The 13,599-nt window shown below is 50.9% G+C and carries 11 protein-coding genes; 3 read left to right on the forward strand and 8 right to left on the reverse strand.

From position 1 onward, the window contains the following. Positions 1-7 precede the first annotated feature (7 nt). On the reverse strand, positions 8-1,657 hold the full coding sequence (gene pyrG / locus ABD843_RS14105; RefSeq protein ID WP_345084378.1) for a CTP synthase: 1,650 nt from the start codon (positions 1,655-1,657) through the stop codon (positions 8-10). A gap of 228 nt (positions 1,658-1,885) precedes the next feature. On the opposite strand from pyrG, the gene ABD843_RS14110 reads away from it, so the two are divergent. Next, the gene (locus ABD843_RS14110) at positions 1,886-2,650 is read left to right on the forward strand and encodes a class I SAM-dependent methyltransferase (RefSeq protein WP_345084380.1); all 765 of its coding nucleotides are present in this window, start codon (positions 1,886-1,888) and stop codon (positions 2,648-2,650) included. A 151-nt stretch (positions 2,651-2,801) separates the two neighbouring features. Continuing rightward, positions 2,802-3,620 carry a glutamate racemase gene (gene murI / locus ABD843_RS14115; RefSeq protein ID WP_345084383.1) on the forward strand — a complete coding sequence of 273 codons (819 nt, stop codon included), beginning with the start codon at positions 2,802-2,804 and terminating at the stop codon, positions 3,618-3,620. Here murI and ABD843_RS14120 read toward each other — a convergent pair. The 3 genes from ABD843_RS14120 to ABD843_RS14130 all read right to left on the reverse strand — a co-directional run bounded on the left by ABD843_RS14120 (position 3,615) and on the right by ABD843_RS14130 (position 8,436). After that, a complete protein-coding gene (locus ABD843_RS14120) occupies positions 3,615-4,784 on the reverse strand; it encodes a glycosyltransferase family protein (protein ID WP_345084386.1) in 1,170 nt (389 codons plus the stop codon). The two genes, murI and ABD843_RS14120, sit on opposite strands and share 6 nt — an antisense overlap. A 120-nt stretch (positions 4,785-4,904) precedes the next feature. Next, on the reverse strand, positions 4,905-6,380 hold the full coding sequence (locus ABD843_RS14125) for an Ig-like domain-containing protein (protein WP_345084389.1): 1,476 nt from the start codon (positions 6,378-6,380) through the stop codon (positions 4,905-4,907). Between the two features lie 211 nt (positions 6,381-6,591). Then, the gene (locus ABD843_RS14130) at positions 6,592-8,436 is read right to left on the reverse strand and encodes an SPFH domain-containing protein (RefSeq protein WP_345084392.1); all 1,845 of its coding nucleotides are present in this window, start codon (positions 8,434-8,436) and stop codon (positions 6,592-6,594) included. Between the two features lie 477 nt (positions 8,437-8,913). Between ABD843_RS14130 and ABD843_RS14135 the strand changes: the two genes are divergently transcribed. After that, positions 8,914-9,339 carry a hypothetical protein gene (locus tag ABD843_RS14135; RefSeq protein WP_345084395.1) on the forward strand — a complete coding sequence of 142 codons (426 nt, stop codon included), beginning with the start codon at positions 8,914-8,916 and terminating at the stop codon, positions 9,337-9,339. Positions 9,340-9,369: 30 nt separating this feature from the next. Here the strand turns inward: ABD843_RS14135 and lpxA are convergent, their stop codons facing one another. The 4 genes from lpxA to ABD843_RS14155 form a co-directional block, all read right to left on the reverse strand. Further along, complete coding sequence (gene lpxA / locus ABD843_RS14140; protein WP_345084398.1) at positions 9,370-10,167, reverse strand: acyl-ACP--UDP-N-acetylglucosamine O-acyltransferase; 798 nt, start codon at positions 10,165-10,167, stop codon at positions 9,370-9,372. Next, the gene (locus tag ABD843_RS14145) at positions 10,164-11,627 is read right to left on the reverse strand and encodes a bifunctional UDP-3-O-[3-hydroxymyristoyl] N-acetylglucosamine deacetylase/3-hydroxyacyl-ACP dehydratase (protein WP_345084401.1); all 1,464 of its coding nucleotides are present in this window, start codon (positions 11,625-11,627) and stop codon (positions 10,164-10,166) included. Before ABD843_RS14145 ends, lpxA begins: the two co-directional genes overlap by 4 nt. Next, positions 11,624-12,697 carry a UDP-3-O-(3-hydroxymyristoyl)glucosamine N-acyltransferase gene (lpxD, locus tag ABD843_RS14150; protein ID WP_345084403.1) on the reverse strand — a complete coding sequence of 358 codons (1,074 nt, stop codon included), beginning with the start codon at positions 12,695-12,697 and terminating at the stop codon, positions 11,624-11,626. The genes ABD843_RS14145 and lpxD overlap by 4 nt, the downstream gene beginning before the upstream one ends. A gap of 95 nt (positions 12,698-12,792) precedes the next feature. Continuing rightward, positions 12,793-13,536, reverse strand: a complete 744-nt coding sequence (locus ABD843_RS14155; RefSeq protein ID WP_345084406.1) for an HD domain-containing protein — start codon at positions 13,534-13,536, stop codon at positions 12,793-12,795. Between the last annotated feature and the right edge of the window lie 63 nt (positions 13,537-13,599).

Consider the following 13,599-nt stretch of genomic DNA (forward strand, 5'->3'; position numbering starts at 1 on the left):
CTGGGTATTAAACTGTGGTCTTTTCAAATGAGCGTTTGGCGTAGCCGTTGCGGTTCTCCTGTGCCTCCTTGGCGGCCTTTACAAAGGCTACGAAGAGCGGGTGCGGGTTCTCTACCGTGCTTTTATATTCGGGGTGGAACTGCACACCTATATAGAACGGATGGTCCTTTAGTTCCACCACCTCTACCAGGTTGGTCTTGGGGTTGCGGCCCACAGGTATGAAACCTGCTTTCTCGTACTGCTCCAGGAACTCGTTGTTGAACTCGTAACGGTGGCGGTGACGCTCGTTGATGGTGCTGCTGCCATATATAGATGCCGCCATAGATGCAGGCTGCAACTGGCACTCATAACTGCCCAGGCGCATTGTACCGCCCATCTGTGTTATGTTCTTCTGCTCCTCCATCATGCATATCACACCCTGCTCGGTATCGGGGTCCATTTCGGTAGAGTGGGCCTTGGGCATACCCAGCACATTGCGTGCGAATTCCACGCAGGCCATCTGCATACCCAGGCATATCCCGAAGAAGGGTATCTTGTTCTCCCTGGCATACCGTATGGCCTCTACCTTGCCCTCTATACCACGGCTGCCGAAGCCCGGCGCCACCAGTACGGCATCCAGGTTCTGCAGTTTTTCTTTTGCTATCTCCTTCGTCAGGAATTCCGAGTGAATGTTGCGTACCTCTACCTTGCACTCGTTCATGGCTCCGGCATGTATCAGCGCCTCCAGTATCGATTTGTATGCATCCTGCAGTTCCACATATTTGCCTATCAGGCCTATGGTCACCTTGCTCTTGGGGTAGCGCAGCTTGTTCAGAAATTCTTTCCACTTTGTCAGGTCCGGTTCTGCGCCCATAGGCATTTCCAGCTTCTCCAGGCATATCACGTCCAGCCTTTCGCGCATCATCTCTAGCGGCACACTGTATATGGTATCGGCGTCCAGCGCCTCTATCACTGCATCCTGCGTCACGTTGCAGAACAGGGCTATCTTTTTCTTCAGGTCCTTGTACAGCGGCTCTTCGGTACGGCACACCAGCACATCGGGCGTCAGGCCATGCTCGCTCATCATCTTCACCGAGTGCTGTGTGGGTTTCGTCTTCAGCTCCTTGGCGGCTTTCAGGTAGGGTATCAGTGTCAGGTGTATCACCAGGCAGTTCTCCGATCCCATCTCCCACTTCAGCTGGCGCACAGCCTCTATATACGGCAGCGATTCTATATCGCCCACGGTACCACCCAGCTCCGTTATCACTATATCGAACTTTCCGTTCTCGCCCAGCAGCAGTACACGCCTCTTTATCTCGTCGGTTATATGGGGTATCACCTGCACGGTCTTGCCCAGGTAGGCGCCTTCGCGCTCCTTGGTTATCACATGCTGGTATATGCGGCCTGTGGTCACATTATTGGCCTGCGATGTGAAGGTGTTCAGGTAGCGCTCATAGTGGCCCAGGTCCAGGTCGGTCTCGGCGCCATCCTCCGTCACATAGCATTCCCCATGCTCGTACGGGTTCAGTGTCCCGGGATCCACATTGATATACGGGTCGAATTTCTGGATAGTGGTACTGAAACCACGGGCCTGTAATAATTTGGCAAGCGAGGCGGCTATAATGCCCTTGCCCAGAGATGATGTCACACCACCTGTCACAAAAATATACTTGGTCATAACGCTCCTGTTTTAATGCAAGACCGGTACGCAGCTATATATTACAATAAATACGGGGAAGTAGCTGTTGCGGTCGTGCAAAGGTACAATGGATAAATGGAATGTCAAAGTATGACCGCCCCCGGTGTGCAATGTGACGGGGAATATCACTATCATTGCAATTATTTGCATAGAATAGGGGTAGACAACTACCTTTTGCCATCAGCCACCCTAATACAGTACCGAAAAATGTCAGGCAGAACCATAAAATTAAATATCACCAAGTTCACCAAAGACTTTTTGCTTGCCTCCCGCATCCTGCAATTGCTGCAGCCCTTCAACAGGCTGTTCGCATTCATATACGATTTCAATACGCTTACATCATGGATACACCGCCACAAGCGCGATAAGACCCTCATGAACGACTTCTACCGCCCGGTACGGCACTACGACGACCGCGAAAAAAGTTTTGATGCCATTGTAAAACACTATCATATGGAACAGGCTCCTATAGTTTACATGGAGTTCGGTGTGGCCGGGGGCGACTCGTTCAAATGGTGGCTGAAAGCGAACAAAAATGCCGACTCCCGCTACTATGGCCTCGATACCTTCGAAGGGCTGCCCGAAAGCTGGGGCGTGTTCAACAAAGGCGATATGATAGCCTCCATACCCCAGGTAAACGACCCGAGGGCGGTATTCATAAAAGGTATCTTTCAGGATACACTGAACGACCTGCTGCACAGGCTAGGCCCCGACCTGAAGAAGCAGCGTAAGGTCATACACCTCGATGCCGATATCTTCAGCGCTACCCTCTTTGCCCTTAGCCAACTATACCCCTACCTCAACGAGGGCGACATCATCATGTTCGACGAGTTCAATGTGTATGGCCATGAGTTCAAGGCGTTCAAGCTCTTCACCGAGTGCTTCTACATAGACCTGAAGCTGGTATCGGCCTGCAACAATTTCTACCATGCTGCCTTCGAGGTGGTAGGAAGAAAGGAAGTAAGCTTTTAATATCTATACCCTGGCGCGAGAGTTAGCGAAGCGCTCTCGTGCCTCACACAGGTCAGCCGGTTTACAACCGGTATTCATCTATGCCAAATAGCACTCTCTATCCCGTCACCGTATCTCGCCAACACCTACCTTTACACCTCACTTTCCTTTTGTGACCCATCCCATAGGTATATTCGATTCCGGTTATGGCGGCCTCACCGTCTTTCGTTCCATTGCCGAGGCATTGCCACAGTACGACTACATATACCTGGGCGATAATAGCCGAGCCCCCTATGGCGACCGCTCTTTCGATACCGTACACCAGTACACGTTGCAGTGTGTGCGATGGTTCTTCGGCATGGGTTGCCCGCTGGTGATACTGGCTTGCAACACAGCATCGGCCAAGGCGCTGCGCACCATACAGCAGAAAGACCTGCCGCTCATAGACCCTTCCAAACGGGTACTGGGTGTCATTCGCCCATCTGCCGAGGTGATAGGAAATTACACCACATCGCGCCAGGTGGGCGTACTGGGTACACGCGGCACCGTCCTGTCCGACTCTTACAAGATAGAGATAGACCATTTCTTCCCCGATGTACAGGTGCATCAGAAGGCATGCCCCATGTGGGTACCCATTATAGAGAACGGCGAATATGCATCTGAGGGCGCCAACTTTTTTGTGAAGAAATATCTCGACGAGCTGATGACCGCGGCCCCTGCTATAGACACCATACTATTGGCATGTACACACTACCCTCTGCTTGCCGATAAGATAAAAAAACACCTGCCTGCAAATGTACAGGTGGTAGCACAGGGCGATATAGTGGCGGCCAGCCTTACCGATTACCTTCACCGGCATTCCGAGATAGATAATGTGCTTACCAGGAACGGTACCACGCGATACTTCACCACCGGCGATCCTGCTGAGTTCGATGATCATGCCTCCATTTTCAGGGGAGCTCCAGTGCGGTCGCAGCATGTGAGCTTATAATGCTCTGCCTTTCTTTAGTATGAAATTGACAATAGGTTTTGCCTGCTGCTGCATGCAGTAGAAGTCGCGCACGAATTCACGAATGCGTTCCTTATACCCTTCCTTATTCACCTCCTGCAGTGCACCTTTCATGGCAATGGCCACATCATCGGTATGTGCAGTATCGGCAAGGGCGGCTATGCCTTTCATGGCCATGGGCATCATGTATTCGCTGCGGCACGCCAGCAGGTACAGGCCGCGCACCAGGTACTCGCCTACCTTGTTGGGCGCTATCATGGCTGATTCCACATCGTGCGCATATTCGCGCATCAGGCATACACCTATATCGGCATTGGCCTGCAGGGCCAGCATCTCTGTTCGTGTCACATAGGGCAGCAGCAATATGCGCTCTGCACAGCCGCTTGCTGCCACAAAGGTCTTTATCTGGCCGCAATACTCATTATCCTTCATCCCGGTCATTACCAGTGCGCTGCCCGAATCGTTCAGCTTGCAAAAGGCCTGCACCATTTCCAGTATACACAGTCTTTGATTCACCGCACCGGTATAGAGTATTACTTTTTTTGCGCGTAGCGCCGCAGGCACCACACCGGCATAGACGGCCGTGGTATCATCCTCTTTCGCTGCGGTAAGGTAGGCCGCATTCAGCACTGTGTGGGGCAAACGCTGCATATTACAACGCCCCGCCAGCCATGCCGACCGCTGCACTGATGGTGTGGCCAGCAGGTCTGCCTTATGCAGCTTTCTCAGCGCCATCAGGTTATTTACCTGGGATAAGGGCGACCTTCGGAGCGAGCTCCACATAAAATCGGCCACTTCCAGCGCATTATATACCAGTGGCGTATCGCCCTTTATCTTCAGCCCGCACAGCAATGTAAAAGCACAGAAAGAAACAATCGCCGTCTGCCCCTCTGCCACCAGTACGCGCGCACGTTGTGTATATCGGCGTCGTAGTTTCAACCGTTGCATAAGGCCTATGCCATAGTGTTTCCCTACGGTCTCTACCACTATATCGTCTCCAAGGTCTACCTGCGATGGCACATACGAATCGAAGGTGAGTATGTGTACCGTACACCCCTCATCGCGAAGCACCTGGGCGAGGGCATATACCGGCGGCAGGAAATCGGGGTGTACCAGTGTCAGTAACAGTATCTTTTTGCGCGACATTTCGGCCATCGTGTGCAAAAATAACAGGAATTACGAAGGATGAAGAGATGAATTATGGAAACGAAAAGGCCCGGCCATAAAGGCCGGGCCTGGAAAATAAAAGATCGGGAGACAGAATGCTTAGAATGTCACATTCACTGTCACCTGTATCGATACCGAACCATTGCATATGGTCACAACTGCAGTACCGGGACCTACAGGCACTATGGTCATATTAGATGCATCTACTGTACATACGGCCATATTGTCGCTGCACATGCTCAGTGTAGCGCCCGTCACGGGAATGTTGCTGGCATCTACAGCAGCGGCCACCACTGTCACGGGACCACCCATCAGGCTGGCACTTATAGTGCTGCTACCGGTCAGCTTTATGTGGTGTACACCGGGTGTAGTGCTACCGCAGTTGCAGTCGCTCACCATTACCAGTGCTGCGCCCTCCTCTATGGTAGGCGAACTTACATGCGCCACCACCACTGTGCTGAGGCCCAGGGAGGCTGAGGAGCTCATGGTCACAAGCCCTGTGCTGTTCACCGATGCTATATCGAAGATAGGCACACCTGTAGTAGGCACTTCCCAGGTAAGACCCGCAGGCATAGCTATGGGAGAAAGCGCTTTGGTGCTATGGTTCACTGCATATGCCTGCGCGGTGAACTGCTTGGTACCGCCGGGCGCTATGCTGGCCATTATCGGCGTCACTATGATGGTAGTATCGGGCAGTACATCTACCTCTGCCTGACCGGTCATACCGCTGGCAGTGGCAGTGATGATGGTCTTACCCAGACTCTTCGCCGTTACGGTACCATTGGCATCTACAGTGGCCACGCTCTCGTCCTGCGATGCCCATGTGAATGTAGCCGATGTCTCTGCATTAGAGCTGTTGTATGCCTTGGCAGTGAATGTAGCTGTCTCATTGCGGAAGAGCTCCTTACCTGCGGGGTTCACGGCCACCCTTACTATAGGCAGCGGCTCTGTAGGCATGCCTACCACCAGCACAGGTACATATACCTTATTATTATCCGAAATGCCATTGGCGGTCACGGTTATCACGCATTCGCCTGTCTTGTTGAAGCTCACATTGCCCGTGCCATCTACAGATGCTATAGATGCATCGCTTGATGAATAAGTATACCCCGTTACCGTACCCGTACCAAGGTATACCGAGGTCAGCGGTATAGTACCCGCATCCGTCGTCCAGATAATGGCCGAGGGTACTACGGTGAATACCGCGGGCAGGTATATACCTACAGGCACCTGGGCAGTAAGGGTCTTACCGCTTACCACTACCGATGCCGATATCACACCATTACCCGAATTGGAGGGAGAAAAAACATTGCCCGAGAACGAACCGAGCGAATTACTAACGCTCCAGGTAACGCCCGATGCCGCTGTAGCATTTCCTTTCGAGTCTACTACTACCGCCTCATATGTTACTTTTTCATCTGGCGACATGGTCCTGGCACCGGTGCGTATCACCAGCGCTGATGCGCTGCCGCTACCTCCATTATTGTTATTATCATCATCGTTTTTCTTTTTGCACCCTATCACCAGGGTTACGCCCAATACCAGCAGGGCCACAAAAGACATTAATTTTCTCATAGTTATACTATTGCGTTTTATTTAATTGCTGCAAAAGTAGCACCAAATAGCACTCAATGCCGTTAAAGATCGTTGCGTATCTGTTCAAAATTGTTGCAAATGCTGCTAAAAAATGCCGTATACCTCATGCAACACCTATAGAACACATAAAAACGGGCAGCGCATTACGCACTGCCCGTTCACAAGCCATTATATATATATTTCTCTTACATTATTTCTGCTCCTTCTTTTCCTTGTCAGCATCCATCATTTCCATCAGTTTTAGTCCCAGCAGACCGCTCATAGTACCATCGGTATTGCTGCCGTTACCGCCTATCAGTATATCGGGTATCACTTTTATGGCATTTTTACCTATCTCTTCGGTTATCTTATAGCGGGTAAAGTTGTCTCCGCCCATAGCGGCCACCTGCAACTGGTAGGCCTCGGCCGTGCTCTTACCTATGGCCAGTATCTTCTCGGCCTCGGCATTACCGGTCTTGGCTATACGTTCGGCTTCGGCACCCGCGTTCAGCCTCGTCGATTCTGCCTGGGCGCCTGCCCTCAACTTGGTAGCATCGCTTTCGGCATTTGCCCTTAGCCTGGTGGCCTCACTTTCGGCCTGTACCTGCAGCTTCAGGCTTATGGCATCACCCTCGGCCTTTTTCACCGTGGCATCGGCCGTGCGCTGGGCTATCTCCACGCTCTGCTGCGCCTTCACTATCTCTTTCTGCATATCGGCTATAGCGGTCTCCTTCTCCATACCCTGTCGCTGCTCCTGCGCCATACGCTGGGTCTGGTAGGTCTTCTGCTCTTCCTCGGCCAGTTTACGGTCGGTCAGGGTCTTCATCAGTGCATCGGGTGGTACTATATCGCCTATCAGTGTGTCCACCGCGTTCACGTTATACTCTTCCAGCACGCTGTAGATGTGTGCCCGTGCCGCCTCCTGCCGCTCCTTACGCGCTGTCAGGAAGGTGATCACATCGCTGTCCTGTGCCGAGTTTCGGAAATAGTTGCCTATCGTAGGCTCCAGTACCTGGCTCACCAGGTTGTTCATACTACCGAAGCGTGCTATCACCTTGGGGGCCTCGTTAGCAGGTACATGTATGATCTGTGCCACGTCCAGGTTGAAGGGGAAGCCATCGCGCGAGCGCACAGTGATGGTAGACAGGTTCTGGTCCAGCATATGTGCCTCACTGCGGGCATTGGCCCAGTTCAGTACCAGGTTGGTGGTAGGCACCAGTTCTACCTTCATGGTATAGTTGTTCACAGGGTACATGCCCGGCCCCAGCGGCTCAGACCACACACCCCTGTATCCCTTCTCTACTATATTGCCATGCCTGAAGTGCTCGCCCGTCACATCCTTGCCCTCGTCGCCTATATACGATATCACCACGCCCACATTACCTATAGGTACCTCTGTCATAAAGCGCTCTTCTACCTGCACCGCCCATGGGTTTATGTAGTAAGAGCCCGCCAGTATCACCTGCGGCTGCAGGCCCCTGTTACCTCCCTTGTTCAGAAAGGTGTCTATGTCCTGGAAGTTGTTGTGCCCTATCACGTCCTTACCCGCTATCTGGTTGTTGGCCAGTGGCTCACCATCCAGCGTGGTCACTATACCCACCCTGCTCTCACCTATCACCAGTTGATCGCTTATGGTAATGTTGAACAGCAGCGAATTGATACGGTACGAACCCGCAGTTATATAGCTGGTCTGCCGGCCGCGCTGTCCCCCGTTCTTCAGGAACAGGCTGGCATCCTGAAAGTTATCGCACTCTACTTTGCGGGCCAGTATACGTCCGGTAGGTATGCCTGCGCCGTCTTTCGATAGCACCAGGCCTATCTTGCCCTCAGGTATCACGGTAAAGGGTACCATGTCTATGGTGTATTGCCATGGCCACATGCCCCAGAAAAGGCCCGGGGCCAGCGTATGCGCCTGGAAACCCGCCTCGCCGTTCGTAGCCACTATGCGGCCGTCCGGCAGCGACCTGTTAGCGCCAAAGAGTACGAACTTCTTAGTGACGAGGCCTATTTTGTTCTCCGGCACTATCACCATACCGAAAAAAAGGCGCAGTATCACTTTGTATAGAATAAGGCATGCAAGGATGGGTAAGACCCACCAAAAGTCGAAAATATTCATTGTGGTATATTTATGTGAAAGTTAGATAATTATTTGCATTCTAATACATTGCACGACCTGGCCGCACCCACAGGGGCGGCAAAGGAATAGCTATAGCTGCATGCTGGGCTATAGCGTCATCAACATGCGCATGGGGGGTGTACCATCTTCTTATGGTTCACCATTGCTTCAGGAAGTATGTAAGGTATCTTCGGTACGGCCGTCCTTGATATCGGCCTGTAGTAGAACGCGAAAAGGTTTTCGCAATTATCAGGGTCGTCCGACCCTTCTGTGGTTCCCATTTTGGGTATCTGTTTGAAGACACAAAGTTATATACACCATCTGTTAAAGACTTTAAAAATAGAAAAATAGCATAATGTAGCCTTACAATATAGATGCGCTCTATAGCGTTCATTATCTTTAAGGAAACAACATACCATGCGTTCCGGAACCTATTTATTTCTCCTTGTTCTTGCTGTATCGCTCACAGCGTTCGCACACCGGCAATTAAATGTAGGCCGTGTCTATGCCTACAAAAAATTCTACAGCGGCGGTGGCAGGGGTACTATATCCAATGCCTTCCGGGAAGGGCGCGACCCATTGGGTATCGTAGATACTACACGCACCCTGGTCACCGGTGTCGACTGGCAGGCCATGATGAATACGGCAAAGACAACATTCGGCTACCCGGTGAAGTTCGCAGGCATACAAATGGCAGGAGAGATGTATATAGATGGCAAGGTTCATTACTTCGTATACGGCCCGCCCATATCACTTATAGATGTCACCTCGCGCAAATGGTATCATATAGACACGCAATATGCCGCACTACTACAGAGATATTATCTGCAGCCATGGAAATAAAAAGATACTGATAAAGAACGGGAAGGTGGCTTAGGCCATATCCTCGTGGCGGCGCATATAGCCCTTCATGATACCCTTACCGGTATCGCGCACAAAAGAGATGATCTCATCACGCTCATCCGATACGGGAATGTCGGCCTCTATGATGCTAAGTGCCTTCGATACACTATATCCCCTTACGAACAGTATACGGTATATGTCCAGTATGTGGTTTATCTTATCTATGGAATAGCCCCTTCTTTTCAGGCCTACAGAGTTCACCCCTACATACGACAGCGGCTCGCGCGCGGCCTTTACATAGGGTGGTATATCCTTGCGCACCAGCGAGCCGCCGGTCACAAAGGCATGAGACCCTATGCGCACGAACTGCTGTACGGCCGTCAGACCGGCCAGTACCACATGGTCGCCCACTATTATGTGGCCGGCCAGCGTAGTGTTGTTCGAGAATATGCAATGGTCTCCCACCACACAGTCATGCGCTATATGACTATACGCCATTATGTGGCAGTTGTTGCCTATGCGGGTCATGTTCCTGTCGGTGGTGCCACGGTTTATGGTCACACACTCGCGTATGGTGGTATTGTCGCCTATGGATGTGATGGTATCCTCCCCGCGAAACTTCAGATCCTGCGGTATGGCCGATATCACCGAGCTGGGAAATATCTGGCAGTTCTTACCTATGCGTGCCCCTTCCATTATGGTCACGTTCGATCCTATCCAGGTTCCCTCCCCTATCTCTACATTCTTATGTATAGTGGTAAATGGGTCGATGCGCACATTAGGCGCTATTTTAGCGTCCGGGTGGACATAGGTAAGCGGGTGGATCATTTCTTGTCTTTTCTTATGAGTTGCGCTACCAGTTCGGCCTCGGTAGCCAGTTTATTGCCTACATAGGTAGTGCCTTTCATCTCTACTATACCACGGCGTATGGGGCTCAGCAGTTCCATCTTCAGTATCAGGGTATCGCCCGGGCGCACAATGTTCTTGAACTTCACCTTATCTATCTTCAGGAAGTAGGTATCATAGTTCTCCGGGTCGCTTATATTGTTCAGCGCCAGTATGCCGCCTGTCTGCGCCAGCGCCTCTATCTGCAGCACACCCGGCATTACCGGGTTGCCGGGGAAATGGCCCTGGAAGAAATGCTCGTTGAAGGTAACGCTCTTCACGCCCACCACATGGTTGTCGCTCAGCTCTATTATCTTATCTACGAACAGGAAGGGAAACTTATGCGGCAGCACCTTCACTATATGGTTTATGTCGTATATGGCCTGCTGCGATGGGTCGTAATGCGGTATATCGGCTATGTGCTTGTTCTTCTTTATGTACTGCTTTATCTTCTTCGCAAATTCCACATTGGTAGCGTGGCCCGGCCTGCTGGCTATTATGTGCGCTTTTATAGAGTGTCCTGCCAGTGCCAGGTCGCCTATCACATCCAGCAGCTTGTGGCGCGCCGGCTCGTTAGAGAAATGCAGTTGCACATTGTTCAGTATACCTTCCTGCTTCACCTCTATCTTCTGCTTATTGAAGACCTTTGCCAGGCGCTGCAGTTCTTCGGGGGCCACTATCTTGTCCACTACCACTATGGCATTGTTCAGGTCTCCTCCCTTTATCAGGTTATTGTCCAGCAGGTATTCCAGCTCATGCAAAAAACAGAAGGTACGGCATGGCCCTATCTCTGTACGGAACTCCGTTATATGCCTCAGCACCGCATGCTGCGTGCCCAGCACCGGCGAGTTGAAGTCTATCAGTGCCGTTACCTGGTAGTCATTGGCAGGTATGGCCAGCATATCCACCTTCTTCACAGGGTCGTAATAGTGAATGTTGCTGTCTATCGTATATACTATGCGTTTGGCCTCCTGCTCTTCTATACCCGAGCTTTCTATCGCCTCCATGAACTCGCGCGCGCTGCCATCCATTATAGGCACTTCGGGGCCATCCATCTCTATCAGCACATTGTCTATACCCATGCCCACCAGTGCGGCCATAGTATGCTCTATGGTGCTCACTCGGGCGCCATTATATTCTATCGTTGTCCCGCGCGATGTATCTACCACAAAGTCCACATCGGCCTTTACCACGGGCTTTTCGGGCAGGTCTATCCTCTGGAAACGGATACCATGTCCCGGGTTGGCGGGCCGCATGGTCATCGTCACTTCCTTACCGGTGTGCAGCCCCACTCCGTGCAGGGTCACAGCGTTCTTCAGCGTATGCTGATTGGGGCTTGTACCTGCATGGTACTGTTCTGCCTTCTTCTTGCTATCGTGTTTGATTACTGTGTCCTCGTTCACTTTTTATACTCCGTGTTTTGTATGCTCAATAGTGCGGTCAGTTCCTGCACCGTTTCTTCGAGTTTCAGCAGGCGGTTCTGCAATTCGGGCAAATTTCTAAAAATTGCCTGACTTTTTAATGAACTTTTATAGTCGAATGCCGGCGAACTGTTCAAAGTCGTATTCTCTACCGTCACCGACTTCGATACTCCGCTCTGTGCATTTATACGCGTACCATCGGCTATTTGTATATGGCCTACTATACCTACCTGCCCGCCTATTACGCAATTCTTGCCTATACGGGTACTGCCCGATATGCCTGTTTGCGCCGCTATCACTGTATTGGCGCCTATCTCCACATTGTGCGCTATCTGTATCAGGTTGTCCAGCTTCACACCATGGCGTATTATGGTCGATCCCATCGTAGCCCTGTCTATAGTGGTGTTGGCGCCTATCTCCACATCGTCCTCTATCACCACATTGCCTATCTGGGCTATTTTTTTATATGAGCCATCGCTCAGTGGCGCGAACCCAAAACCATCGCCGCCTATTATGGCCCCTGAGTGTACTATCACATTGTTTCCCAGTATACATCCCTGGTATATACGCACACCTGCATATATCTTGCTGTCCTTGCCTATACGCACATCCCTGCCTACAAAGCTGCCGGGGCATATCTGTACCCCATCGGCCAGCACTGCATTATCGTCTACATACGAAAAAGCGCCAATATATACATTGGCGCCTATCCGTGCCTTAGGCGATACATATGATGGTTGCTCTACACCCGTCTTCCCATTACCCGATATGATGTTGTTATAATGCTCCAGCAGGGTAGCGAAACTGCTGTAGGCATCCTTCACTCTTATAAGGGTGGTATTTACCGGCGCTGTCAGCTGTAAGGTCTCATTCACTATTATGATGGATGCGGCAGACGAGTATATATACTCCTCATACTTCCGGTTCGACAGGAAACAAAGATCCCCGTCGCGAGCCTCCTCTATCTTGGCAAGATTGTTCACGGTAGCTGCGGGGTCTCCCTCCAGCCTACCCTGTAACAGTGTAGCTATCTGCTGCGCTGTGAATTGCATGTATCTATTATTTCAATGGTTGCTATTATATCAGCTATCCGGGCAATTGTGGCAGAAAAGGGTATTCAGAGAGGGCTATAGCTACTTTCTTACCATTATTGTACATAGCAAATGTAGTTTTTATGTACCGCTCTGGCAAGTGCCTGGTTCACCAACGAGTCATCTATTTCCGTTATGTTCTTTACTTGTCCTGTCTTCGTCTCTATCTTTATCAGTTCTTCATTTATATTATATGTGCTGTTCGATGTCACCCCTTCGAACACATAATATCTCAGGTCCTCTTCCTTTATCCTTTTCTCCCGCATCACCTGCTCCTTTATATCATTCAAATAGCTTGCCAAAGATCCCGAACTGAACAGAACTTTGTACAATTTTCTCAGAATGAGCATCTGGCAAAGGTCGGATAAAATTTTATCATCATGCTTCTGCCATACTTTTATGGCCGATAGCACATCTGTATCGTCCATATCGCAAAATACCTCCATGTGTGCGGGGTCGTTCTGCAGGTCTTCTTCGCTCAGGTCTCTTTGCAGGAAATATTGCAGGGCCGGCGTAGCAAAAAGTGTTTCGCCCTGCCCGGCCAGGTACTTTGCCCTTTTCAATATATTCACCAGTAGCAGCTCTGTGCTCAGCACCGTCTTGTGCAGGTATACCTGCCAGTACATGAGCCTGCGCGCTATTATGAATTTCTCTACCGACTGCACACCTTTCTCTTCTACCATCAGCTCGTTATCACGCACCGTCAGCATCTGCAGTATGCGGTCATAGCCTATCACCCCCTCCGATACGCCTGTGTAAAAGCTGTCGCGGTTCAGGTAGTCCATCCGGTCCACATCCATAAGTGTTCGAAAGTTTGCCTTTCTTTGTATAACCATTTCTTTCATATTTGAAAGCTCAACGAG

The sequence above is a fragment of the Nemorincola caseinilytica genome (assembly GCF_039540515.1).
GTDB classification, from domain to species: domain Bacteria; phylum Bacteroidota; class Bacteroidia; order Chitinophagales; family Chitinophagaceae; genus Nemorincola; species Nemorincola caseinilytica.

Bases quoted from the DNA above. Each gene is read 5' to 3' on its own strand.
- lpxD (WP_345084403.1), bottom strand. From the start codon at position 12,697: ATGCAATTCACAGCGCAGCAGATAGCTACACTGTTACAGGGTAGGCTG.
- ABD843_RS14120 (WP_345084386.1), bottom strand. From the start codon at position 4,784: ATGTCGCGCAAAAAGATACTGTTACTGACACTGGTACACCCCGATTTC.
- pyrG (WP_345084378.1), bottom strand. From the start codon at position 1,657: ATGACCAAGTATATTTTTGTGACAGGTGGTGTGACATCATCTCTGGGC.
- ABD843_RS14155 (WP_345084406.1), bottom strand. From the start codon at position 13,536: ATGGATGTGGACCGGATGGACTACCTGAACCGCGACAGCTTTTACACA.
- ABD843_RS14135 (WP_345084395.1), top strand. From the start codon at position 8,914: ATGCGTTCCGGAACCTATTTATTTCTCCTTGTTCTTGCTGTATCGCTC.
- lpxA (WP_345084398.1), bottom strand. From the start codon at position 10,167: ATGATCCACCCGCTTACCTATGTCCACCCGGACGCTAAAATAGCGCCT.
- ABD843_RS14125 (WP_345084389.1), bottom strand. From the start codon at position 6,380: ATGAGAAAATTAATGTCTTTTGTGGCCCTGCTGGTATTGGGCGTAACC.
- ABD843_RS14110 (WP_345084380.1), top strand. From the start codon at position 1,886: ATGTCAGGCAGAACCATAAAATTAAATATCACCAAGTTCACCAAAGAC.